Origin of the sequence: Ideonella azotifigens, from assembly GCF_021043325.1 — a bacterium.
Taxonomy (GTDB): domain Bacteria; phylum Pseudomonadota; class Gammaproteobacteria; order Burkholderiales; family Burkholderiaceae_C; genus Ideonella; species Ideonella azotifigens.
In genome coordinates this window covers 278,035-300,141 of the sequence record NZ_JAJNKD010000007.1, presented here as the reverse complement: position 1 = coordinate 300,141, position 22,107 = coordinate 278,035, and the positions used below count along the sequence as shown (strand labels likewise).

Sequence of the window (22,107 nt, the reverse complement as noted above, 5' to 3'; positions counted from 1 at the left end):
GGCCCAACCTGACAGCCAGGCGACAGCTTCGCGTCGGTAACAAGCAAACAGCCTTCTTACACCACAGCAACGCCTGATCGACTCACTTTAATGTGTTTCGCCCTTGCGAATACAGCACACACGATGCGATTCGAAAGTTACGAATTGATGCAATGCAGCGCCAGTTATTACAGCTTGCGTGGTGAATTTAGGGATTGCCAGGATCGACCAGCATCCGGGACCCAACCGCAACAGGATGACCGCTTATCGCGACACATGCATGACGACGACGCCAGGCACCCACTTTTCCAGTGCCAGGCAGGCGGTCACCCGGTCATCGCCCACCAGCAGGTCGACCAAGCGCAGCGAGGCCGGATCGCCGACAAGCGGTTGCCGCTCCGCGAGCCCCACGTCGATCGCGCACAGGTCGTCGCTCAGGCCCTTGCCGGTCGCCTTCAGCACCGCCTCCTTGCGAGTCCAGCAGCGCTTGAAAAGCGCCGGCTGCTCATCCGGCTCGGCCCGGGCGATGGCCAGGCGTTCGGCCGGATGGGTGGTCCCGGCCAGCAGGTCCCGATGGTCCCCGAGGCGCAGGAAAGCTTCGACGTCGATGCCGACGGACTCGCCCGGACTGACTGCGCAGGCCACCCATTCGGCCGAGTGGGAGAGATTGAAGGCGGGCAACCCGGGCAGGAAAGGTTTGCCGTGAACGCCGAATGAAAAAGCGCAGGGCACCAAAGCGCCCCTGGGTCGAACGAGATGGTGAACCATTGTTCGACCCAGAACGAAGTTCTTGCGATCCCCGGCTTGCCGATAGCGCATGGCGCGCTGCCGATCCGCGTCGGCAAGCACATGTTCGTCGGCGAAATCGCCGGCCTCGTGCAGGATCGCGACGAAGGCGCATCCGCGCCCCAGGGCCTGGTCGCAGACCAGGCGAGCGTCCTGCCACAGCACGGTGCTCGCGACAGTGATGGTTGAGATCCCGAAGCTTGTTGGCCCCGCTTCCGAGTGCTCCCAGCGCGGGTCTGCACCCAGCCCGCCCACCGCGGGGGACAACAAGAAGCCTTGGGCCGGTTCGGCACGCGACGCATTCATGGCGACGGGATTCTGCCGGGATTCGACGCGCTGAGGTAATATATGTTTTGTGTATGAAACGTATAGCGCACACCATCATGGGCATTGTGAAGATTTCAGACCAGATGCATGACAACCTGCGGGCGGCCAGCGAGGCGCTGAGCCGGTCCATCAATGCCCAGGCCGAGCATTGGATGCGGGTCGGCATGCTGGCCGAGCTGAACCCGGCGCTGAGCCATGGCGAGATCTGCCAGTTGATGCTGCAGGCCAGCCAACGTGGCGATGGCGGTTTTGCTTTTGCGCTGCCCGAGGTGAGCGCTGCGAAGAAGCGAGCTGCGAAAGCGGCACGGGTGGCGGCATGAGCGCCGCCCGGCCGCCCGAAGGGGCTCATTCCCGCCTGGTGGGACCGGCCGCAGGCCGCAGGGTGCACCAATGAGCGCCGTGAAGAAACCGGCGCAACTGATCAAGTCGCCAGAAGAGATCGCGATGGCGCGCGCAGCAGGCGCGCTGGCGGCCGAGGTGCTGCAGATGATCGCGCCGCACGTGAAGCCGGGCGTCAGCACCGAGCAGCTGGACCGGCTGTGCCACGACCACATTGTCAAGGTGCAGAAGGCCATTCCTGCGAACGTGGGCTACCACGGCTATCCGAAGACGGTCTGCACCTCGGTCAACCAGGTCGTCTGCCACGGCATTCCGTCCAGCCAGAAGATCCTGAAGAAGGGCGACATCGTCAACATCGACGTGGCGGTGATCAAGGACGGCTGGCACGGCGACACCAGCCGCATGTATTTCGTCGGCGAGCCGGGGCCGATGGCCAGGCGGCTGGTCAACACGACCTACGAAGCGATGCTGGCCGGCATCCGCCAGGTGCGGCCCGGCGCGACGCTGGGCGACGTGGGCCACGCGATCCAGACGGTGGCCCAGCGCGACGGCTTCAGCGTCGTGCGCGAATACTGCGGCCACGGCATCGGCAAGGTCTACCACGACGAACCACAGGTGCTGCACTACGGCAAGCCCGGCCAGGGCCTGCGGCTGGAAGCCGGCATGGTGTTCACCATCGAGCCGATGATCAACGCCGGCCAGGCGGGCACCCGTGAGCTGTCGGACGGCTGGACCGTCGTGACCAAGGACCATTCACTGTCGGCCCAGTGGGAGCACATGGTGGCCGTGACGCCCGAGGGCTTCGAAGTGCTGACGCCCTGGCCGGAGGGCACGGGCAGCTACCCGGCAATCAATTGACCCGTGGCGCGCAGGCCCGGCGAAGCTCGTAGCAAGTAGAAACAAGGAAATTTCAAAGCCCATTCAACCCTGACGGCGCCTTGCGGTACTCACCGCACAGCAGCCAGAAGAGAGGATGGGCAACGATGAATGTTTCGCGCGAGCCAGCGGCCGTGCCTGTGCGCTTTCCGGTGAGCCGCCGAGGTTCGTCGGTGGCCGTCGGCGAGGCGGGCGCCACTGCCGGTCCAGCTCGACGGCCGAAGCCCGGCATCCTGCTGTTCAACCCGTGGGCCACGCGCACCGGCCGCGTGCCCAACAGCCTGCTGCACATCGCAGCAGCGCTGGGCGACAGCTGCGACATCGAATTGGTCGACGGCAACCTGGAGGCCGACCCCTGGGCCGTGATCGAGCCGCTGCTGGCCTCCGGCAGGTTCGGCTTCTTCGGCTGCACGGTGATGCCCGGGCCACAACTGCGCCAGGCGGTGCCGGTCACGCGCCAGGTTCGCGCGAACTTTCCGCGGCTGGTCACGATCTGGGGCGGCTACTTTCCCTCCAACCATCCGCAGGCCGTGCTGCAGTCGGGCTGCGTGGACTATGTCGTGCAGTCGGCCGGCGAAGGCTCGCTGCCCGCCTTGCTGGCGGCACTGTGCGAAGGCCGCTCGCCTGAACTGATCCCCGGGCTGATCTTCCTGCGCAATGGCGAAGTGGTGCGCACCGGCAAGGCACCACTGCCGGACCTGGACCTTCAGCCCGCCTTGCCGCTGGACCTGCTGGCGCGGCGCCACCCGATCCGGCGCTACCTGCCCCGCACCTTCCTCGGCCGCCGCACCCACGCGATGCACACCAGCATGGGCTGTCCGTTCATGTGCGCCTTCTGCGCCGTGGTGCCGCTCTACCAGGGGCGCTGGGTGGCGCGCTCGGCCGAGCTGGTGGCCCAGGACGTGCTGCAGATGCGCGACGCGCACGGCGTGGACGCGATCGAATTCACCGACAACAACTTCTTCGTTTCAGAAAAACGGGTGAGGGCCTTTGCCGAACGTTTGCGCGGGCAAGGCGTGGCCTGGTGGGGCGAGGGCCGCATCGACACCTTGGACCATTTCAGCGACCAGACCCTGGCACTGATGCGCGAGGCCGGCTGCCGCATGATCTTCTTCGGCGCCGAGAGTGGCGACGACGAAGTGCTGGCCATGGTGGACAAGGGCGGCCGCCAGTCCGGCGCGCAGATCCTGCGCTTCGCCGCACGCCTGCTGTCCTTCGGCATCACCCCCGAGTATTCGTTCGTGCTGGGCTTTCCCAGGCCCACCGAAGCCGAAGTCTGGGCGCAGATCCACCGCGACATCGGCTTCATCCGGCAGCTGAAGCAGCAGAGCCCGGCGACCGAAGTCATTCTCTACATCTACAGCCCGGTACCCACCGAGGGCACTGCGCTGCAGCAGCGCAGCCAGGCCGCGGGGTTCCGCTTCCCGAACACGCTGGAAGACTGGGTCAGCCCGGCGTGGGAATCCTTCGACCTGCACCGCAATCCGCTGACACCATGGCTCACGCCGGCGATGGTGCGGCACATCCACGACTTCGAGACGGTGATGAATGCGCGCTACCCGACGCGCACGGATTTCAGCCTCGGCGACTGGGGGCGGCGAATGATGCAGGCGGCCTCGCTGCCGCGCTATTGGAGCGGCATCTATCGGCGGCCGCTGGAGTTGAAGGTGCTGCAGCGCCTGCGCCGCTATACGCGTCCTGAAGTGGAGGGCTTCTATGCTGAAAGCAACTGAACCCGTGACGGCTCAGATGCCGGCACTGGATGTGGCCCAACAAGCGGTATTGAGGGCGCTGGCGTACCGGCAGGTGTTCGACTGCCCCCTGTCGGCCGACGAGGTCTGGCAATTCCTGGACGCGCCGGGCGTATCGCTCCGAGAAGTGAAAACCGCCCTGCAGCGATTGCAAACCGCTGGCCTGGTGGCCGGCCGTGACGACTTGTTCTGGATTGCAGAGATGGAGGATCCGATCGAACGCTGGATCGCCAAGCGTGATCGTGCCGATGCCCAGATGCCGCAGGCGCTGCAGGTCGGCCATGGCCTGATGCGCTTGCCCTTCGTGGATGGCGTGGCGATTTCCGGCTCCTTGTCCAAGCGCTCGCAAGCAGAGGATGGCGACTTCGACTTCCTGATCATCACGCGCCGACGCCGGCTGTGGCTGGTCTACGTGATGTTGCGCCTCTACCGCGACAATTTGCCGAATCCACACATGCTGTGCTCGAACTACGTACTTGCCAGCCACAAGCTGGCGCTGGAGCAGCGGGATGCCTTTACCGCGATGGAATTGGCCACCTTGCTGCCAGTCGCCGGCCGGGACCAGCTGATGCAGATGCGGCAACTCAATGCCTGGGTGGACGGGTACCTGCCGAATCGGCCGCCTCTCTCGGAATTTTCCGAGCCCGTACCGGACCGAATGCGCGGGCTGTGCGAGGCAGCCCTGGCGGGGCCATTTGGCAGTTGGCTGGACTGGTGTGCCTGGAAGCTGATTCACACCCGGCACCGCCGCACCATTCCGCATTTGCGGTCCCTGACGGCGCGACGCAGCCTGCAGTTGGACCGCGATGTCGCCAAGCTTCACAACTCAGAGTGGAAGTACCGCATCCTCGAGCGATACCAGTCGAACCTGGACCGACTGGAGGGTCTGACCGGAGCAACGATTTCGCGCGGTGCTGCAGAAGACACGGTGCTGGTGGCTTCTGCCTACCACTACCGCCTCGACCCCAAGCAGTGGCAGGCCGGCAAGCCCTATCCGCCGCTCGGGACCCTGTACGCCGCCGGCCTGGTCCGCAGCCTGGGTTTCCAGACGCAGGTGTTCGACGCAGGCCTGGCGGAAAGCGAGCTGGCTTTCCTGCGCCAGTTGGAGCGACAGCGGCCGGCCTTCGTGGTTCTGCAGGAAGACGGTTTCAACTATCTGACCAAGATGTGCCTGGACCGCATGCGGGATGCGGCCTTGCAGATGGTCCGGCTGGCCCGTGCCTTCGGCGCACGCATCCTGGTCTGCAGTTCGGACGCGACGGATTTCCCCGAGCCTTACCTGCGCGCTGGCGCCACGGCAGTGGTACGGGGCGAAAGCGAGGCCACGTTGGCCGAGGTGTTGCAAGCCTGGCGAGACGAGCAGCCCTGGACCGAGATTCCAGGTCTGGTTCACCTGGTGGAGGATCGCCTGGTGAGGTCCGCGCAACGCGCGCCCATCACCGACCTGGACCAACTGCCCCCGCCCGCCTGGGACCTGGTGGACCTGGCGCCTTACCGCGAGGTCTGGCAGCGCCGGCACGGCCACTTTTCGTTGAACATCGCCACCACGCGCGGCTGCCCGTATGCGTGCAACTGGTGCGCCAAGCCGCTGCACGGCAAGCGCTACACCGTGCGCTCGCCCGAGCAGGTCGTGGACGAGCTGGCCCTGCTGGTGCAGCAACATGGCGCCCAGCACTTCTGGGTCACCGACGACCTGTTCGGGCTGAAGCCCGGCTGGGTGCAGCGCTTCGCCGCACTGGTGCAGGCGCGCGGCCTGAAGCTGCGCTACACCATCCAGACCCGGGCCGACCTGCTGCTGCGCGACGCCGACGATCTGCAGGCCATGGCCTCTTCGGGCCTGGAGACGGCCTGGATCGGCGCCGAAAGCGGTTCGCAGCGCATCCTGGACGCGATGGACAAGGGCATCACGCGGGCGCAGATCGACGGCGCGGTGCAGGCGCTGAAGCAGCACGGCGTGAAGCCGGCGCTGTTCCTGCAGTTCGGCTACCTGGGCGAGACGGCCGAGGACATCCGGCTCACGCACCGGATGGTGGACGAACTGCAGCCCGACCAGATCGGCATCTCGGTGTCCTATCCGCTGCCCGGCACCGTGTTCCACGAACGCGTGAAGGCGCAGATGGGCAAGAAGACGCACTGGCTGCACAGCAACGACCTGGACCTGATGTTCCCCGGCAACTTCTCGCCGGCGTTCTACCGGCACCTGCATGCCTACACCTCGCGGCGCTTCCAGGTCATGCGCTGCTGGTCGGTGCTGTGTGGGCGACTGCCCGCATCCCGCCGCGGTGGCCGGCTTCGCGAACTGGCCTCGCTGCTGCGTGCCATGCCGGCACTGCTGCGCGCTCGCCTCGGCCTGTGGCGCGAACAGCGCCAGTCAGCCACTGCACCGATGGTGGCGACGTGAACACCGCCGCGTTCGACGCGGTCGCGCGGGACTACGACCGCGACTTCACCCACAGCCTGGTGGGTGCGGCCCAGCGCCGCACCGTCTGGGATGTGCTGGACAACCGCCTGCGCCAGACGGGTCGCCCATGTTCGGTGCTCGAACTGAACTGCGGCACCGGCGAAGACGCCCTGCACATGGCCCGCGCCGGCCACCGTGTGGTGGCCACCGACGTCTCGCATGCAATGCTGCAGGTGGCCCGCGACAAGCTGGCCCGGGCCGGCCTCGGTGGCGCTGCGCAGACGCGGCCGCTGGACCTGCAGGCCCTGGCGTCCGGCCATGTGACCGCGCAGGAACTGGGCGGCCCGTTCGACCTGGTGTTCTCCAACTTCGGCGGCCTGAACTGCCTGTCGCCCTCGGCACTGCAGGCCCTGGCCGCACCGCTGGCATCCTGCCTGGCGCCCGAGGGGCAGATCATCGCCGTGGTGATGCCGCGCCTGTGTCTCTGGGAAAGCGCTTGGGCCCTGCTTCAGCTGCGGCCACGCCTGGCGGCCCGGCGCTGGCGAGGCGGACCCGTGCTGGCCCAGCTAAGCCTGGGCCAGCCCCCGCTGCCGGTCTGGTTCCACGGCGTCCATCAGATGGACGGTGCCTGGCACACCCATTTCGAGCGCACGCTGGTGCGGCCGGTGGGGCTGGCCGTGCCGCCCTCGGCGCGGGAGGCACTGGCCTCCCGCGCGCCGGGCTGGCTGGCGTTGATGGAACGGCTGGACCGGCGTTGGCTGACCGCTGCCTGGGGCGCGCGCCTTTCCGACCATGTGTTGATCCAATACCGCAGGCGCTGACGATGAGCTTGATCCTCACCCACGGCTACTTCATCGCCGACGACGCGATCGAGCAGCGCATCATGCGGCCCTATCCGCCGCTGGGCCTGCTGTCCATCTCGGCCTGGCTGGACAGGGACGGCATCGATCACCAGGTCATCGATGCCACCTTCCTCAATGCCGAGCGCTTCGTGCAGCGCGTGCGTGCGCTGCGCCCGCGTTTGATCGCCTTCTATGTGACGCTGATGACGCGCCGCTCGGTGCTGCGCCTGATCGCCGCGTTGGGCGGCGGCGAAGGCGGCCCGACCATCGTGCTCGGCGGCCCGGACGTGCGCCACAACGCGGCCGACTACCTGCAGCACGGCGCGCACCTGCTGGTGGTCGGCGAAGGCGAGCAGACCATGGCCGACGTGGCCCGCTTGCCGGCCGCCGCTTGCCGGGATGCCGCTGCGCTGGCCGCCATTCCCGGCCTGATCCACGCCGACTCGCAGGGCCAGCCGGTGTTCACCGGCGAGCGGAAATTCGTGCCGGAGCTGGACGAGCTGCCCGAGCCGGCGCGCCACCGCATCGACCTGCAGCCCTACTTCCAGGCCTGGCGCAGTGCCCATGGGCAAACCTCGCTGAACATCAGCACCCAGCGCGGCTGCCCGTACAAGTGCAGCTGGTGCAGCCGCGCGGTCTACGGCACCAGCTACCGCCGCCGCTCGCCACAGCAGGTGGTGGCCGAGCTGGGCAAGCTGGTCAGGCAGTACGCGCCGGACCAGTTCTGGTTCGTCGACGACGTGTTCACGATCAACCACAACTGGCTGGCCGGCTTTGCCGACGCGCTCGACGCAGCGGGCCTGCGCATCCGCTACGAATGCATCACGCGGGCCGACCGCATGAACGCGCGCGTGGTGCAACTGCTCGCGCGCAGCGGCTGCACCCGCGTGTGGATCGGCGCCGAGAGCGGTTCGCAGCGCATCCTGGACGCGATGAAGCGGCAGGTGCGCGTGGAGCAGGTCACCGCGATGATCCGCGCCGCGTCGGACGCCGGCATCCAGACCGGCACCTTCCTGATGCTGGGCTACCCGGGCGAGACCGAATCGGACATCGTCGCCACCGAGCGCTACCTGCGCGAGGCCCGGCCGGACCTGTTCACCGTGACGCTGGCCTACCCGATCCGCGGCACCCAGTTCCACGACCAGGTGGCCGACCAGGCCACCGCGCCGCCGTTCGACCAGGGCAGCGACCGCGACCGGCGCTTCCCGCGCACCTACAGCGACGCCTACTACCGCCACGCCGTTCGCCTGCTCACCCACACCCATGCCATGACCACCGCCCTGCATCCCTTCGGCCTCCGCGCGCTGGCCCATCGCGCGGCTTGGTGCCTTTCGCGTCTGGGCATGTGGTGGCACCGCCGCGTTGGGGTGCAGCCGGCATGAGCGCGCCCGCCCGGCCGCCCGAAGGGCGCGCTCGCGTCCCTCTCGGAGGGACCCGCGAAGCGGAGGGTGCTCCAGTGAGCGCGCCCGAAATGCGGCCCGACCTGCCGCGCGTCGGGCTGATGGCACGTCTGCTGCGTCGACCCGAAACGCGCTGGGGCCTGCCACGTCATGGCCTGCTGGCACGCTTGCTGCGCGGGCCGGTGCGACGCGCTGTGTCGCCGTGGCTGCAAGGTCGGCTCGCGCGAGCCGGCCGCGAGGTCCAGCACTGGCGGCTGGGACGATTGCGGCTGCGGATCGACCCGGGCGTCTTTCCACCGGGGCCGACGCTCAGTTCGGCCATGTTCGTGCGGTGGCTTCTTTCGCCCGACGGCCCCGGTCCCTGGCCAGGCCGGCGCGTGCTCGACATGGGCTGCGGCAGCGGGGTCATCGGACTGGCCCTGGCTGAGGCTGGCGCCCAGGTGCTGGCGTCGGACATCAACCCCGGCGCCGTGGCGAATGCCGCTGCCAATGCGCAAGCGAACGGCCTGCAGCTGACGGTCGTGCTGGCGGACCTGCTGGCGGGCATCCAGACCTCTGCGCTGGACTGCGTGCTGATCACGCCACCCTACTACCCGCGCACGCCGCGCTCGATGCCGGAGCGTGCCTGGTTCTGCGGCCAGGGTTTCGAATATTTCCACGCACTCTTCCCGCAACTGGCTGCACTGGATCTTGGGCGCACGGAGGTGCTGATGATCGTCTCGGAGGACTGCGACGAGGAGGGCATTCGCCACGTGGCCCGCGCCCACGGACTGGACCTGCAGCTCCGCGGCGCCGGGCAGGCCTGGCTGGAATGGAACGCCTTCCTGCGGGTGGTGCCGGCATCTCAGGAAAGTGCAGGGCCGTTCCCAAACTTTCTTGACCCCTCGGAGGGGCCTGGCCCAGCGCGGCAGGTCCGGGAGCACGAGGGCATTCGGTGAACGCACGAGGCCTGGTCATTCAGGTCCATGTGCTGCTGTCGTGCGGCGTGACGCTGACCTGGCTGGCCGCGTTGACGGCCCATGTCGCCCCGTGGCGCCGGCATCATGCGCTGATCGGCCGTGGCTTCGTGGCGCTGGTCGTCGCCAGCAGCGTGCTGGCCGTGGGGCTGGCGGCGGATTCGCGCAACCGCTTCGGCATGCTGTTTGCGCTGCAGCCGCTGGTGCTGGCCTTGAGCGGGGCCGCGCAGTTTCTCCGTTCGCGGCGTTGGATGCGCACGCTCGGCATCGTCGGCCTGCTGGTGGCCTGCGGCGTGCTGGAAGGCTTCGCGCGCCTGCTGGCCACGCGCTTGCTGGTCGACGTGCTGGCGTTTGCCTGGACAGCGTCGACACTGGCGTTGCTGGCCGCCCAGGACCTTCGGGCGAAGCCTAGCCCGGCCTGGCGGGCCCATGGCCATCGCATGCTCGCCGTGGGCTGGTTCTACCTCGCGGAGCTGGGCATCTTCGTGGTCGACCCGCATCCCAGCGTCATCGCCTGGGCGGCCGCGGCGGTGCTGCCGGCGGGCGCGGCCTGGTGGATGCGCTGGCGGCCCGCACGAACCGGGACGGAGACCGGAACGGGGACGCGGACGGCCTCGCTGCCCTTGCTCAGCGCCTGGCCTGTACGTCGTCAATGAGCTGCACGGCCCGGTGCAGGCTGGTGTGATCGCGATAGACCCGCTCCAGCGCAAGGCGAGCGACCTGCTCTCGCCCTGCTTGGTCGTCCACCCAATGCTCGAAGGCCTCGCGCATCGCGTGCGGCCGGCGCGGCACGGCAACGAGTTCGTCCGCATCGAAATGCTGCCGGGTCAAGGGGCTGAGTTCGGTGATCTGGAAGCTCGCGCTGGCCGCTGCGGCATAGATGCGCTGCGTCAGGTCCCCGGCAGATTCGAGCAGCGGGGCGACCAGCGGTGCCAGCGACACGCGGGCCATGGCCTGGCAGCGGGCATGCGCCTCGACCGGCAAGCGGGGCATGCCAAAGCCCCAGGTCTCGCGTTCGCCAAACAGGCCGCGGTGCCGAGAGAGGATGTCGCGCATCGTGTGCCACACGGCCCGGACGCGCTCCGGATTGGCCACCGACAGATGCACATGATCGAACTCACGGGCCACGCCATGCGGCCGGTCGCGAAACGGGCTGGCCGACTGCGGCAGCCACACAAAAGGTTTGCCCAGCGCCAGCCACGCGCCAACCGTGCGCTGCATGAACGGCTCGGCATGCAGCGACAGCAGCATGTCCGCACCCGCGCCGCTGGCCGTGCGCTCGATGCGCTGTGCCTCCGCCAAGGTCAAGGGCGCAAGCGATGCCGCCACGTCGCGCGCGGGGATCAGCAAGCGTGTGCAGCGCGAGGGGCGGTCCAGCCCGACCGCCTGCAGCCGCATGTGCAGGCGGTGGGTGTCCAGGCCCAGCATCAAGGTGGGCTGGAAGTCACGGACCAGCGCCGGCGTCAGGCCTTGTTCATCGTCGAGGCGCAGCACGGCCACGCCGATGTGCTGCATCGCGCAGCGCAAGTCCTCGAACCACACCCACCCGGCGGGGGATGGCGGTGTCACCAGCAGCGCACGTTCGCCGCAGGCAGCGCGGACCTGGCTGAAGCGGGCCAGCGTTTGCGCGCAAAGCTCGGTGCCCCGCAGCTGCAGCGCCGCGTCCGGTTGTTCAGGTGGCCGCCGCCTGCCGCGAAGCCGGCCGGCGACGAGGCAGGCCTGCACATGGCAACGCATGAGGCGGTCCTGCACCCGGTCGCGCCCTTGTTGCCATCCCATCTTCTTGCGTGCCTCTTCAACCGTTTTCACCGCGCTCCACCAGTTTCACTATGCCATTGCCGGCGCAGGTCCGGTCGGTGTTTCGCTCCACGACCGGGACCAGGATCCAATGTCCGCACCCTTCTCCACCGCTGACGCTGCCCGCAGCGCGGCAGACTCGGCAGCGCCACTCGACGTGAGCGCCCTGGCTCGCAGCACCGGCACGCCAGCGCCGGCACGCGATTGGCATCCCTGGCGGGTCGTGCGCAGGCTGTGGCAGCTGTTCGCCACGCGACCGATGGCCTTGCTCGGCGGGCTGACGGCGGCCTTGTTGCGGGCGGGTCTGCTGGTAGGGGTGTCGATCGCGATTGGCAAGGTGGTGGGTGGTGGCCCGGCTGCGGCCTGGGCGGCGATGGCCGCCGCCACGGGCCTGCTGGCCGCGGCGGCGCTGGGCTACTTCGGGCAGCGCATGGTCATCGATGCCGTGCAGGACGGGTTGACGCGCTTGCGCGAACAACTGGTGGAGCGGCTGCTCGCATTGCCGGGCGACACCGTGCGACAACAAGGCGCCGAACGTTTCGTGCTCGCGATGACGCGGGATGGCGAGTTGCTCAACCAGATGGCCAGGGCCTGTTTTGGCGGCCTGCTGCCGGGAACCGTGCTGGTGCTGCTGTGCATGGGTGGCATCGCGGTGATGCTGCCCGCGCTGACGGCGCCGTTGCTCGTCGCGCTGACCCTGCTGTGGCTGGTGCGCCGGCGTCTCTCGCATCGGCTGGCTGGCCAGATGGCCTTGGCACACGAGGCCATCGACCAGCTGTATGAGCAGCTGGGCGGCACCGTGCTGCGCCATGAACTCGCCGTCAGCCACGCAAACGAGCTTCACGAGCAGCAGGCGAGCCGCGCGAAGGTCGCCCACACCCACGCGCTGGCGCGTGAGCTGGCGAGAACCCAGACCTGGGTGACCGAGCTCGACGCGCTGGTGCTGGGCCTGGCGCTGCTGGGCCTGGTGGCCTGGTTGGCCCTGGCCGGCGGGCCGGCGGTGTCTGGCCCGAGCCTGGCTTCGGTGCTGTTCCTGCTGCTGGCCCTGCGCGGGGCCTTGCAGGGCGCGCTGCGCGCCCTGCAGGAAATGGCGCAGGGTGTGCCGGCGCTGGCCAGCATCGAGCGCCTGCTGGCCATGCAGGCTGCGCCGGCACATCATGGGCGAGTGCCGCCAACGCACTGGCGCGTGACGCTGGAAGGCATGAGCCGCCAGGCGGACCCGCGCAGCCTCATCCGCGACCTCGACCTCGCACTGGAACCGGGCCGCATCACCGTGCTGACCGGGGCGAACGGCGCCGGGAAAACCACCCTGCTGCGCTTGCTGCTGGGCCTGACAGAAGCCGGGCACGGCAGGCTTCGCGTCGACGGCGTGCCCTGGGCGCAGATCGACCGCTCGGCCTTCCGGCGCGGCGTGGGCTACCTGCCGCAGAACCCGGTGCTGTTCGCCGGCAGCGTGTACGACAACCTGGCCTATGCCGTGGCCGATGCCACGCCGCAAGCCGTGCAGCGCATGGCAACAGCCGTGGGCCTGGGGCCGCGGCTGGCAGCCTGGCCGGAAGGTCTGGCGGCCAGGCTGGGCCCAGGCGGCAGCCCGCTGTCCGGCGGCGAGCGCCAGCGCATCGCGCTCGCCAGGGTCTTGCTGCGCAAACCGCGCATGCTGATCCTCGACGAGCCGACCAATCACCTCGACGGCCCCGGCACGCAGGCCTTGATGGCCCTGCTGCGGCAGGCGCCTGGCAAACCCGTGGTGCTCGTCATCACGCATGACCCCGGTTTCATCGCCCGGGCCGATCAGACGCTGGAACTGGTCGATGGGCGGCTGCAGGCGCGTCTTTGAGCGCGTCTGTCAAGCTGTGTCGTCCGCGCGCACGGCTCGGCGGCCTTGGGCCGCCACCCGTGATACCGTGCATCGCCCCACCCGCCAGCGCCACCTTGTTCGTGGCGCACTCGCCGCTTCATGTTCCTCCGCATGCCCAGCCTCGCGTGGCCTGCCCTGATTGCAGGGGCAGGCGCGCTGGCCTGTACGACGGCGACCGCCCAGAGCGGTTCCGCGGGGCTTGAAACCAGTTGGCGTGTCGGCGCCAGTTCGCGCTGGCTGGTGCGCGGCATTCCGCTGAGCCGCGACGGCACTGCCGTGAGCTTTGCCGGGGCGGACCTCTACGCGCAAGGCTGGTCCCTCGGGGCGCTCTATGGCCGGCTGGAGACCCAGGCGCATGAATCCGCAGGCGCAGTCGGCCTGCGCGCGGCAAAGGAGTGGACGCTGGACGGCCGATGGGCCGTCACCGCCCAGCTGCGCCACAACAGCTACCCCGGCGCGCCCTCGCTGCAGCGCTGGTGCTACAACGAGGCCGGCCTGAGCCTGGCCGATGCCGACCGCTGGGTGCTGAGCTGGTCCGCCGAGACCCGGCGCGGGCCTGGCTGCAACCAGCACCAGGGCCCGGCGGTAGTCAGCCGGTCGCTGGAACTCAACGCCAGCTGGCCGCTGGCGAGTGGCTGGCACCTGGGCGGCGGCGCGGGCTGGCGGCTCTACGGCGGCGGGGACGGCTACCTGTTCGGCCAGGCCGGTGCCGGCTGGCAGCAGGACCACCTGGCCCTGCAACTCGACCGCGTGATGGTCGACCCAGCCGCCCGCCCGCTCTACGGTGTTTCGACAAACAACAGCTGGGTGGCCAGCCTGGTCTGGAGTTTCTGACTTTATTTCGCCGGCATGCAACCATTTGCGGCCAAGCCCGGTACAGACGGACGTCCAGCGCTCGCCTTCCGTCACGGCCCCCGTCATGTTCCTCCTGCCTTCGCTTCGCCGCCGCCCTGCATCGGCCTCGGTCGCCTCGCCCGACCAGGGCTGGCTGCGGCGCATTGCCGAGACACAGGATCGTGAGGCACTGACCGCGCTCTACCGCGAATACCAGCCGCGCCTGGTGCGCTTCCTCGGCCGGGTGACCCGCCACGAGGCCTTGATCGAGGAGGTCATCAACGACACGCTGTGGATCGTCTGGCAGAAGGCCGGCGACTACCGCGGCGAAGCCCGTGTGTCCACCTGGATCCTCGGCATTGCCTACCGCGTGGCGATGAAGGCCTTGCGCGACCAGGACGATCCCTGCTGGCACGGCAGCGACGACGATCTCGAATCCCTGGCCGGCCAGCAGGACCCCCACGCCACCCACGAGGTGCGCGACTGGCTGGCCAAAGGCCTGGCGCGCCTGCCGGCGGACCAGCGCCTGACGGTGGAGCTGGTCTACGGCCAGGGCCACACGCTGGAGGAAACCGCAGCCATCATGGAATGCCCGGTCGGCACCGCCAAGGCGCGGCTGTTCCACGCCCGGGTGAGACTGCGCAACCTGTTGCCCGACCTGGCCGGCGAACCCGGCCTGGCGCGCAGCGAAGGAACCCAAGATGAATCCCGCTGAAATGCAGCGCCACCAGGCCACCTGGGCCCTGCTGCCCTGGCTGGCCAATGGCAGCGCCACGCCCGCGCAGCGCCGCCAGGCCGAAGCCCACCTGGCCACCTGCGCCGACTGCCGCGAGGCCCTGCGCCACGAGCAGCAACTGGTCACCGAAATGGCTGAGCCTGCCACGCCCGGCCCCGACCTGGAACAAGGCCTGGCCAAGCTGATGCGCCGCCTGGATGGCGCGAACCTGGGGGCCATGCGCCCGGCTGTTGCAGCCCGCCCCCGGCAGGGCTGGATGGGCGGCTGGGCGGCGGCGGCCCAAAGCGGCTTGCGCGTGCCACTGGCCACCGTGGCCCTGGTCGGTGGCCTGCAACTGGTGCTGACGCTTGGCGTGGTCGCCTGGTGGTGGCAGGGCCAGGCCGCCACGGCAACGCCGGCCTACCAGACCCTGACCGACGCACCTGCCGGCACCGGTGCATCGCGCGGCGTGCTGCGCGTGGTGTTCCAGGGCGAGCGCCGCGTCGATGAAGTGCAGGCCTTGCTGCTGCAGCGCGGCCTGGTGGTGCTCGCGGGCCCCACCGAAGCCGGCGTGTTCACGCTGGGCTGGGCCGAAGGCGCGGGCCAGCGCGATGCGGACGGCCTCGCAGCCGAGTTGCGCCACCTGCCGGCCGTGGCGTTCGCCGAGTCCACCGGGCCGGCGCGGTGATGGCCAGATGACGGGCTTTCGAGCTTGGCTGCACGGCGCCTGGCTGGGCACCGTGCTGGCGCTGCAGGTAGGCTGCGCTGCGCCCGGCACCGGCGAGCCCGCGGCAGCGCCGCCCCTCGTCGGCGGCGCCCCGGCGGGTGACGGCAGCCAGGTCATCGTGGTGGCGGTCCAGAACCCGATGGAGGCCTTGCCCACCAGCGCCGGCTCCACGCCTGGCCTCTATTCACGCAAGCCGCAGTACGCCACTGGCGTTCGGGCCGAGCAGCTGATGGCCGAGGTCGCGCAAGCCCACCGGCTGCAGCCGCTGGCGGCCTGGCCCATCCGCGTGCTGGGCCTGCACTGCGCCACGCTGCGCGTGCCCGATGGCGTCTCGCGCGAGGCGGTGCTGGCCGCCCTGGCCCAGGACCCGCGCGTGGCGCTGGCCCAGCCGCTGCAGCAGTTCGAGACGCTGGCGCAGGCCTCATCCCCGGCGTCCCCGGCGGACCTGCCCGCCGCATCCGCAACGCCACGCCAGATGCTCGCCACCGCCAACGCCTACAACGACCCCTACCTGCCGCTGCAGCGCGGCGTGCTCGCGCTGGGCGTGCCGCAGGCCCACCGCTGCGCCCGCGGCGACGGCGTGCGCGTGGCAGTCATCGACACCGGCGTGGACACCGCGCACCAGGACCTGGGCAGCGCCGTACCAGACACAGCCAACTTCGTCGACCACGACAGCACCCAGTTCCGGCGGGATCGCCACGGCACCGAAGTGGCCGGGCTGATCGCCGCGCAGCCGGGCAACGGCATCGGCATCGTCGGCATCGCGCCCGGCGCGCGGCTCACGGCGCTCAAGGCCTGCTGGGAACTGCCCGACGGCCGCGCCACCTGCAATTCCTTCACCCTCTCGCAAGCGCTGGCTGCCGCGCTGGACGGCGGCGCGCAGGTCATCAACCTCAGCCTCGGCGGCCCGCCGGACGGGCTGCTGGCGCGGCTGCTGCGCCAGGCCATCGCGCGCGGCGTGGTGGTGGTGGGCGCGCTGCCGCCGGCTGGCTCGCGCGAAGGCTTTCCGCTCAACGTGCACGGCGTGATCGCGGTGCAGGACGCCACCGCCGACCCCTTCGGCACTGCAGCCCTGGCGGCCCCCGGCCGCGAGGTGCTGACGCTCACGCCTGGCGGGCGCTACGACTTCGCCTCCGGCACCTCGATGGCCGCGTCCCATGTCAGCGGCATCGCCGCATTGCTGCTGCAGCACCAGCCGCAGCTCGACGGACCGCGCATCGAAAAGCTGCTGCGCGAGCAGGCACCCTCGGCCACCGAGGTCAACGCCTGCCGCGTGCTGGAAGCGCAAAGCCCCAGCTGCCACTGCAGTACCGCACGCTGAATGCGCGCGGCGCGGCATTCCGCGCGGACACCTTTTCTCACCAACATCGCACGCGGCCTTCAACCATTTGGGCCGCCGACGGCACCTACGCGCAGACCCGCTGCGCAGCAAGCGCAGCAGCCCCGCTTCCTGCGCTTCAAGGAGCCACCGATGAGCTTTGTTCGCCGCCCGCCTTTCCACGATTCCACGCGCCGTGAATGGCTTGCGCAGAGTGCCACGGCGGCACTGGCACTGGGCGGCCTGGGCTGGTCCGGCCTCGCGGCCGCGCTGGCACCTGGCGATGCGCTGCCGGTGCAGAGCGCGCCCGGTGCCGCCGGCCAGCCCGGCGTGCCGCTGTTCGACGGCAAGGCCCGCGCGACCTACATCGACTTCTGGGCCTCCTGGTGCGGCCCCTGCCGCCAGTCATTCCCATGGATGAACCGCATGCAGGCCAAGTTCGGCCCGCAGGGGCTGCGCATCGTCGCGGTGAACCTGGACAAGCAGACCGCCGACGCGCAGCGCTTCCTGGCCGAGCTGCCGGCGCAGTTCACGCTGGCTTTCGACCCCTCGGCGGACACCGCGCGCCGCTTCGGCGTCAAGGCCATGCCCAGCTCGGTATTGCTGGGCGCCGACGGCAAGGTGCTGGCCACGCATGCCGGCTTCCGGGAGGACGACATGGCCCCGCTGGAAGCCCGCCTCGCCGCTGCCCTCGGGGCTTGAGAGCACCCCCAGGGCCGGGCTGCGCCCAGCCCGCCCCCTGCGGGGCGACAAGGAAACTTGGAACCACCTGGCGGCTCCTTGAGTGACCTCTTTTTGACGACCTACTGCAATCGACGACACGATGAACCCTCCACTTCGCACCGGCCTGCTGGCGAGCCTGCTGCTCGCCACGGCCACGCTCGGCGGCTGCGCCGGCTGGCAGGCGCCCCAGGCCTGGGAAAAGGGCGCGCTCGCCCGCCCCGAAATGACCATGGCAGGCGACCCGCTGGGCGATCGCTTCGACCAGCACATCTACACCAGCAAGGAAAACGCCTCGGGCGGCTACGGCGTGGGCGGAGGTGGCTGTGGCTGCAACTGACGCGACAACCGGAGCGACAACGGCAGCAAGCCCACGTCCTGTTCCTTCATCGGGCCCCGTCCTGGGCGGCGTACTGGCCGCTGCGCTGCTGCTGCCTGGCATCGTGGCCCCGGCCATGGCCGAAACCGCGCCCGAGCAGGGTGTCATCGCGATCAAGCAGCTGTCCTACCAGGACTGGCAGCCCGGCCTGCAGCGGGTGCATGTGAACGCGCCGTCGATCTACGCGCTGGCGCCGCTGGACGCGCACTGGTCGCTGGAAGGCTCGTTCGTGCGCGATGGCGTGTCCGGCGCCTCGCCGCGCCACCACAGCGCCATCTCCAGTGCCTCGCACATGGACGACCAGCGCCATGCCGGCGACCTGAAGCTCACGCACTACGACGACCGCCAGGCCTGGGCCATCGGCGGCGCCTGGTCCAACGAGCACGACTACAAGTCGCGCACGCTCTCGGCCGAATGGCGGCTCTCCAGCGAGGACAACAACCGCACCTGGAACATCGGCCTGGCACGCAGCAACGACAGCATCGGCTCCAGCGACGACGACACGCTGCACGAGCACCGCGGCACCTGGCAGTTGCTCGCCGGCGTCACGCAGGCCGTCTCGGCGCTGGACCTGGTGCAGCTCAACCTCGGTGCCAACTGGGGCCGGGGGTATTTCTCGGACCCGTACAAGTTCCCCGACATCCGGCCGCGCTCGCGCAACCAGTACACCGCGCTGCTGCGCTGGAACCACCACATCGAACCGCTGCAGGCCACGCTGCGCACCAGCTGGCGCTTCTACGACGACAGCTTCGGCGTGCGCGCCCACACGCTGGAAGCCGCCTGGGTGCAGCCGCTGGGCGAGCGCTGGAGCGTCACGCCCACGCTGCGCTACACCACGCAGAGTGCCGCCAGGTTCTACAAGGATCCGGTGTATGACCCGGTGCTCGGCGAGCCCTTCCCACCGGGCTTCGACGGCCAGCACCCCACCTCGGCCGACCAGCGGCTCTCGGCCTTCGGCGCGTTGACCGGCGGGCTGCGCGTGGACTGGCGCGTGGACGCGCAATGGAAGCTGGACCTCAACTACGAGCGCTACGAGCAGCGCTCTGGCTGGCGTGCCGGTGGCAATGGGTCGCCCGGCCTGGCGACCTTCTCGGCACGCTGGTGGCAGTTCGGCCTCTCGCGCAGTTTTTAAGCGACTGAGGCCCCCCATGCTGCAGACCTGGCACGAACCCGCCGACGGCTGGCACCTCGCCTTCGAGGCCATGGCCTCGCGTTGCGAGATCGTGCTGGGCGGCGCCGGCACACCCGCCGGGCCCTCGCTGCGCCAGGCCGGCGAGGCGGCGATGGCCGAGGTCCGGCGCATCGAGGCCAAGTATTCCCGCTACCGGGCCGACAGCGTGGTCTCGCGCATCAACGCCGCAGCCGGCAGCGGCCAGCCCGTGCCCATCGACGAAGAAACCGCCGGCCTGCTGGCCTTTGGCGACCAGTTGCACCGGCTGAGCGAAGGCCGCTTCGACCTCACCAGCGGCGTGCTGCGCCAGGCCTGGGACTTCCGCGCCGCACGCGAGCCCAGCGCGGCGCAACTGGCCGAGGTGCTGCCGCTGATCGGCTGGCCGCGCGTGCAATGGAACATGCGCGAGGTGCTGCTGCCGCAGGCCGGCATGCAGCTGGACTTCGGCGGCATCGGCAAGGAATACGCCGCGGACCGGGCGCAGGCCGTGCTCGCGCAGGCTGGGCTGCGGCACGGTTTCGTGAACCTGGGCGGCGACCTGCGCGTGCTGGGCCCGCGCTCCGACGGCCGGCCCTGGGCCTTCGGCATCCAGCATCCGCGCGAACCCGGCGCGGTCTGCGCCACGCTGCAGCTGCGCGACGGCGCGCTGGCCACCAGCGGCGACTACGAACGCTTCTTCGTCACCCCCGACGGCCGCCGCTGCTGCCATCTGCTGGACCCGCGCAGCGGCCAGCCGGTCACACATTGGCAGTCCATCAGCGTGGCCGCGCCGGTGTGCGCCGCCGCCGGTGCGCTCAGCACGCTGGCCATGCTGATGGGCGTTGCGGGCGCTGACTTCCTGCGCCAGCAAGGCGTGGCCTTCCTGGCCATCGACGCGCAAGGCCAGGCCCACGCACACGAGCCCGCCTGGCCACCTTCTTCCGATGCAGCGCCCGCGCTGCCGGCCGAACCCCCTTCGCTCTTCCACTTCACCGCACCTCCCACACCATGAGCCTCCTCCCCTCCTTCCGGCCCTGGCGGGCTTTTGTTGCCGCCCTGGCTGCAGTGGCCCTGGCCGCTGCAGCCGGCCTGCCTGCGGCCCAGGCCGCAGGTGCCGAACCCGCAGCCTCATCAGCCCCTGCAGGCGACAGCTTCCTCGACCCCGCCGACGCCTTCCGTCCGCAGGTCGCGGTGGACGGCCAGGCGGTGCAGGTGACCCTGCAGGTCGCCCCTGGCTACCACCTCTACCGCGAGCGCTTCTCGCTGCAGGCCGAGGGCGGGGCGGCGCTGCCGGCGGCCACGCTGCCGCCCGGCCGCTCGTACTTCGACACCAATTTCAACCAGACCATGACGCTGTGGGAAGGCACGGTGCAGGTCCGCCAGCCGCTGCCGGCCGGCGAGCTGCCGCCTGCGCTGGCGATGAGCTACCAGGGCTGCGCCGACCGCGGCCTGTGCTACCCGCCGCAGCAGGGCACGGTGCACCTCTCGCGGGACGCGGGCGGTGCGCTGCAGGCCCGTTGGGAGCCGGCGGCCGACCTGTTCGGTACGCCACCGGCCGGTGACGCTGCGAAGGAAGCAGCACCAGCCGTGGCCACCGCAGCTGCAGCCGCACCAGCGGCGGACGACGCCGGCAACACGCTGGCGCTGTCCTCGGGCAGCCTGCTGAAGGTGGTGCCACTGTTCCTGCTGGGCGGACTGCTGCTGTCCTTCACGCCCTGCGTGCTGCCCATGGTGCCCATCCTCTCGTCCATCATCGTCGGCCAGGGCGCGCCGGTCTCGCGCTCGCGCGGCTTCACGCTGGCGCTGGCCTATTCGCTGGGCATGGCGCTGGTCTACACCGCCGCTGGCGTGGCCGCCGGCCTGCTCGGCTCCGGCTTTGCCGCAGCGTTGCAGAACCCCTGGGTGCTGGGCAGCTTCGCGCTGTTGCTGTCCGGGCTGTCGCTGTCGATGTTCGGCATGTTCGAGCTGCAGATGCCGTCCTTCATCCAGGCACGGGTGAACAATGCTTCCAACCAGCTGGGCGGCGGTCGCCACCTGGCGGTGTTCGGCATGGGCGGGCTCTCAGCGCTGTTGGTCGGGCCCTGCGTGGCCGCACCGCTGGCAGGGGCGCTGGTCTACATCAGCCAGACGCGTGACGTGCTGCTGGGCGGCGCAGCGCTGTTCGCGCTGGCCACGGGCATGAGCGTGCCGCTGCTGCTGCTGGGCCTGTCGGCCGGCAGCCTGCTGCCGCGCGCCGGCCGCTGGATGGAGCAGGTCAAGACCTTCTTCGGCCTGATGCTGCTGGCCACCGCGCTGTGGCTGGTCTCGCCGGTGCTGCCGGCCGGCGTGACGATGTTCGTGCTGGGCGCGGGCGTGATGGTCGCACTGATGGCGCTGGGCACCTTCAACACCGGCCGCTGGCCGCTGTGGCGCGGCATTGGCGGCGTGGCGGCGCTGTGGAGCATCGCGCTGATGGCCGGCGCGCTGTCCGGCGGCGAGAGCGTGCTGCAGCCATTGCGCCACCTGGCGCGCAACGGCGCCGGCGTGGCCGGGGCCACCACCACAGCCGTGGCGGACACGCCCAGCTTCCGCCGCATCACCTCGCTGCAGCAGCTGGACGACGCACTGCGCACGGCCGGCAAACCGGTGATGGTGGACGTGTACGCGGACTGGTGCGTCTCCTGCAAGGAAATGGAGCACCTGACCTTCCGCCACGCCAGCATCCAGCCACGGCTGTCGCGTGCACTGCTGCTGCAGGCCGACGTGACGGACAACACACCCGAGGCCAAGGCGCTGATGAAGCGCTTCAGCCTGTTCGGCCCGCCGGCCGTGCTGTTCTTCGACCCGCGCGGCACCGAGCTGGCCAGCGCCCGCACCATCGGCTTCGAGCCGGCCGAGGCCTTCGCCCGCCGGCTGGATGCCGCCCAGCTGTGACCCCGTGTCGGTTGCACACCAAGAGCACCCGATGAACAC

20 protein-coding genes are annotated in these 22,107 nt (G+C 69.9%); 18 read left to right on the top strand and 2 right to left on the bottom strand.

The genetic code is table 11. The features are described 5' to 3' along the window. Window positions 1-243: 243 nt before the first annotated feature. The gene (locus LRH25_RS17250) at window positions 244-1,071 is read right to left on the bottom strand and encodes a 4'-phosphopantetheinyl transferase family protein (protein WP_141286802.1); all 828 of its coding nucleotides are present in this window, start codon (window positions 1,069-1,071) and stop codon (window positions 244-246) included. Between the two features lie 77 nt (window positions 1,072-1,148). Between LRH25_RS17250 and LRH25_RS17245 the strand changes: the two genes are divergently transcribed. The 8 genes from LRH25_RS17245 (at window position 1,149) to LRH25_RS17210 (ending at window position 10,313) form a co-directional block, all read left to right on the top strand. Continuing rightward, complete coding sequence (locus LRH25_RS17245) at window positions 1,149-1,412, top strand: ParD-like family protein (RefSeq protein WP_141286801.1); 264 nt, start codon at window positions 1,149-1,151, stop codon at window positions 1,410-1,412. A gap of 70 nt (window positions 1,413-1,482) precedes the next feature. Continuing rightward, entirely contained in the window at window positions 1,483-2,289 is an 807-nt protein-coding gene (gene map / locus LRH25_RS17240; RefSeq protein WP_141286800.1) for a type I methionyl aminopeptidase, read from the top strand. Window positions 2,290-2,414: 125 nt separating this feature from the next. After that, window positions 2,415-4,040, top strand: a complete 1,626-nt coding sequence (locus tag LRH25_RS17235) for a B12-binding domain-containing radical SAM protein (RefSeq protein WP_141286799.1) — start codon at window positions 2,415-2,417, stop codon at window positions 4,038-4,040. A 4-nt stretch (window positions 4,041-4,044) separates the two neighbouring features. Next, complete coding sequence (locus tag LRH25_RS33140; RefSeq protein WP_211361336.1) at window positions 4,045-6,459, top strand: B12-binding domain-containing radical SAM protein; 2,415 nt, start codon at window positions 4,045-4,047, stop codon at window positions 6,457-6,459. Then, window positions 6,456-7,280 (top strand): class I SAM-dependent methyltransferase, encoded by an 825-nt coding sequence (locus LRH25_RS17225; RefSeq protein ID WP_231011776.1) that lies wholly within the window; start codon window positions 6,456-6,458, stop codon window positions 7,278-7,280. The genes LRH25_RS33140 and LRH25_RS17225 overlap by 4 nt, the downstream gene beginning before the upstream one ends. 2 nt (window positions 7,281-7,282) lie before the next feature. Continuing rightward, on the top strand, window positions 7,283-8,683 hold the full coding sequence (locus LRH25_RS17220) for a B12-binding domain-containing radical SAM protein (protein ID WP_141291121.1): 1,401 nt from the start codon (window positions 7,283-7,285) through the stop codon (window positions 8,681-8,683). 74 nt (window positions 8,684-8,757) lie between these two features. Further along, window positions 8,758-9,639, top strand: a complete 882-nt coding sequence (locus tag LRH25_RS17215) for a methyltransferase (protein WP_231011772.1) — start codon at window positions 8,758-8,760, stop codon at window positions 9,637-9,639. Next, window positions 9,636-10,313, top strand: a complete 678-nt coding sequence (locus LRH25_RS17210; RefSeq protein ID WP_141290909.1) for a hypothetical protein — start codon at window positions 9,636-9,638, stop codon at window positions 10,311-10,313. Before LRH25_RS17215 ends, LRH25_RS17210 begins: the two co-directional genes overlap by 4 nt. Here the strand turns inward: LRH25_RS17210 and LRH25_RS33135 are convergent. Beyond that, window positions 10,285-11,466 carry a glycosyltransferase family protein gene (locus LRH25_RS33135; RefSeq protein ID WP_141290907.1) on the bottom strand — a complete coding sequence of 394 codons (1,182 nt, stop codon included), beginning with the start codon at window positions 11,464-11,466 and terminating at the stop codon, window positions 10,285-10,287. The two genes, LRH25_RS17210 and LRH25_RS33135, sit on opposite strands and share 29 nt — an antisense overlap. Before the next feature lie 79 nt (window positions 11,467-11,545). Between LRH25_RS33135 and LRH25_RS17200 the strand changes: the two genes are divergently transcribed. The 10 genes from LRH25_RS17200 (at window position 11,546) to dsbD (ending at window position 22,068) form a co-directional block, all read left to right on the top strand. Then, window positions 11,546-13,291, top strand: a complete 1,746-nt coding sequence (locus tag LRH25_RS17200) for an ATP-binding cassette domain-containing protein (protein ID WP_231011771.1) — start codon at window positions 11,546-11,548, stop codon at window positions 13,289-13,291. 132 nt (window positions 13,292-13,423) lie between these two features. Further along, entirely contained in the window at window positions 13,424-14,146 is a 723-nt protein-coding gene (locus LRH25_RS17195) for a hypothetical protein (protein WP_231011770.1), read from the top strand. 85 nt (window positions 14,147-14,231) lie between these two features. Then, window positions 14,232-14,861, top strand: a complete 630-nt coding sequence (locus LRH25_RS17190) for an RNA polymerase sigma factor (protein ID WP_141292062.1) — start codon at window positions 14,232-14,234, stop codon at window positions 14,859-14,861. Next, a complete protein-coding gene (locus tag LRH25_RS17185; RefSeq protein ID WP_231011769.1) occupies window positions 14,848-15,549 on the top strand; it encodes a zf-HC2 domain-containing protein in 702 nt (233 codons plus the stop codon). Before LRH25_RS17190 ends, LRH25_RS17185 begins: the two co-directional genes overlap by 14 nt. A 7-nt stretch (window positions 15,550-15,556) precedes the next feature. Next, window positions 15,557-16,909: a S8 family peptidase gene (locus LRH25_RS17180; RefSeq protein WP_231011767.1), complete on the top strand. Its 1,353-nt coding sequence runs from the start codon at window positions 15,557-15,559 to the stop codon at window positions 16,907-16,909. A gap of 150 nt (window positions 16,910-17,059) precedes the next feature. Continuing rightward, a complete protein-coding gene (locus tag LRH25_RS17175) occupies window positions 17,060-17,608 on the top strand; it encodes a TlpA family protein disulfide reductase (protein ID WP_231011766.1) in 549 nt (182 codons plus the stop codon). A 121-nt stretch (window positions 17,609-17,729) separates the two neighbouring features. Continuing rightward, window positions 17,730-17,966: a DUF4266 domain-containing protein gene (locus LRH25_RS17170; protein ID WP_141291008.1), complete on the top strand. Its 237-nt coding sequence runs from the start codon at window positions 17,730-17,732 to the stop codon at window positions 17,964-17,966. A gap of 115 nt (window positions 17,967-18,081) precedes the next feature. Beyond that, complete coding sequence (locus LRH25_RS17165; RefSeq protein WP_231011765.1) at window positions 18,082-19,137, top strand: DUF3570 domain-containing protein; 1,056 nt, start codon at window positions 18,082-18,084, stop codon at window positions 19,135-19,137. A 16-nt stretch (window positions 19,138-19,153) separates the two neighbouring features. Then, a complete protein-coding gene (locus tag LRH25_RS17160) occupies window positions 19,154-20,167 on the top strand; it encodes an FAD:protein FMN transferase (RefSeq protein ID WP_231011764.1) in 1,014 nt (337 codons plus the stop codon). Then, on the top strand, window positions 20,164-22,068 hold the full coding sequence (gene dsbD, locus LRH25_RS17155) for a protein-disulfide reductase DsbD (RefSeq protein ID WP_231011762.1): 1,905 nt from the start codon (window positions 20,164-20,166) through the stop codon (window positions 22,066-22,068). The genes LRH25_RS17160 and dsbD overlap by 4 nt, the downstream gene beginning before the upstream one ends. The last annotated feature ends 39 nt before the right edge of the window (window positions 22,069-22,107 follow it).

Excerpts from the sequence above, each read along its gene's own strand:
- LRH25_RS17250 (WP_141286802.1), bottom strand. The coding sequence starts at position 1,071 with ATGAATGCGTCGCGTGCCGAACCGGCCCAAGGCTTCTTGTTGTCCCCC.
- LRH25_RS17245 (WP_141286801.1), top strand. The coding sequence starts at position 1,149 with ATGGGCATTGTGAAGATTTCAGACCAGATGCATGACAACCTGCGGGCG.
- map (WP_141286800.1), top strand. The coding sequence starts at position 1,483 with ATGAGCGCCGTGAAGAAACCGGCGCAACTGATCAAGTCGCCAGAAGAG.
- LRH25_RS17235 (WP_141286799.1), top strand. The coding sequence starts at position 2,415 with ATGAATGTTTCGCGCGAGCCAGCGGCCGTGCCTGTGCGCTTTCCGGTG.
- LRH25_RS17220 (WP_141291121.1), top strand. The coding sequence starts at position 7,283 with ATGAGCTTGATCCTCACCCACGGCTACTTCATCGCCGACGACGCGATC.
- LRH25_RS17200 (WP_231011771.1), top strand. The coding sequence starts at position 11,546 with ATGTCCGCACCCTTCTCCACCGCTGACGCTGCCCGCAGCGCGGCAGAC.
- LRH25_RS17195 (WP_231011770.1), top strand. The coding sequence starts at position 13,424 with ATGCCCAGCCTCGCGTGGCCTGCCCTGATTGCAGGGGCAGGCGCGCTG.
- LRH25_RS17190 (WP_141292062.1), top strand. The coding sequence starts at position 14,232 with ATGTTCCTCCTGCCTTCGCTTCGCCGCCGCCCTGCATCGGCCTCGGTC.
- LRH25_RS17185 (WP_231011769.1), top strand. The coding sequence starts at position 14,848 with ATGAATCCCGCTGAAATGCAGCGCCACCAGGCCACCTGGGCCCTGCTG.
- LRH25_RS17180 (WP_231011767.1), top strand. The coding sequence starts at position 15,557 with ATGACGGGCTTTCGAGCTTGGCTGCACGGCGCCTGGCTGGGCACCGTG.
- LRH25_RS17175 (WP_231011766.1), top strand. The coding sequence starts at position 17,060 with ATGAGCTTTGTTCGCCGCCCGCCTTTCCACGATTCCACGCGCCGTGAA.
- LRH25_RS17170 (WP_141291008.1), top strand. The coding sequence starts at position 17,730 with ATGAACCCTCCACTTCGCACCGGCCTGCTGGCGAGCCTGCTGCTCGCC.
- LRH25_RS17165 (WP_231011765.1), top strand. The coding sequence starts at position 18,082 with ATGGCCGAAACCGCGCCCGAGCAGGGTGTCATCGCGATCAAGCAGCTG.
- LRH25_RS17160 (WP_231011764.1), top strand. The coding sequence starts at position 19,154 with ATGCTGCAGACCTGGCACGAACCCGCCGACGGCTGGCACCTCGCCTTC.
- dsbD (WP_231011762.1), top strand. The coding sequence starts at position 20,164 with ATGAGCCTCCTCCCCTCCTTCCGGCCCTGGCGGGCTTTTGTTGCCGCC.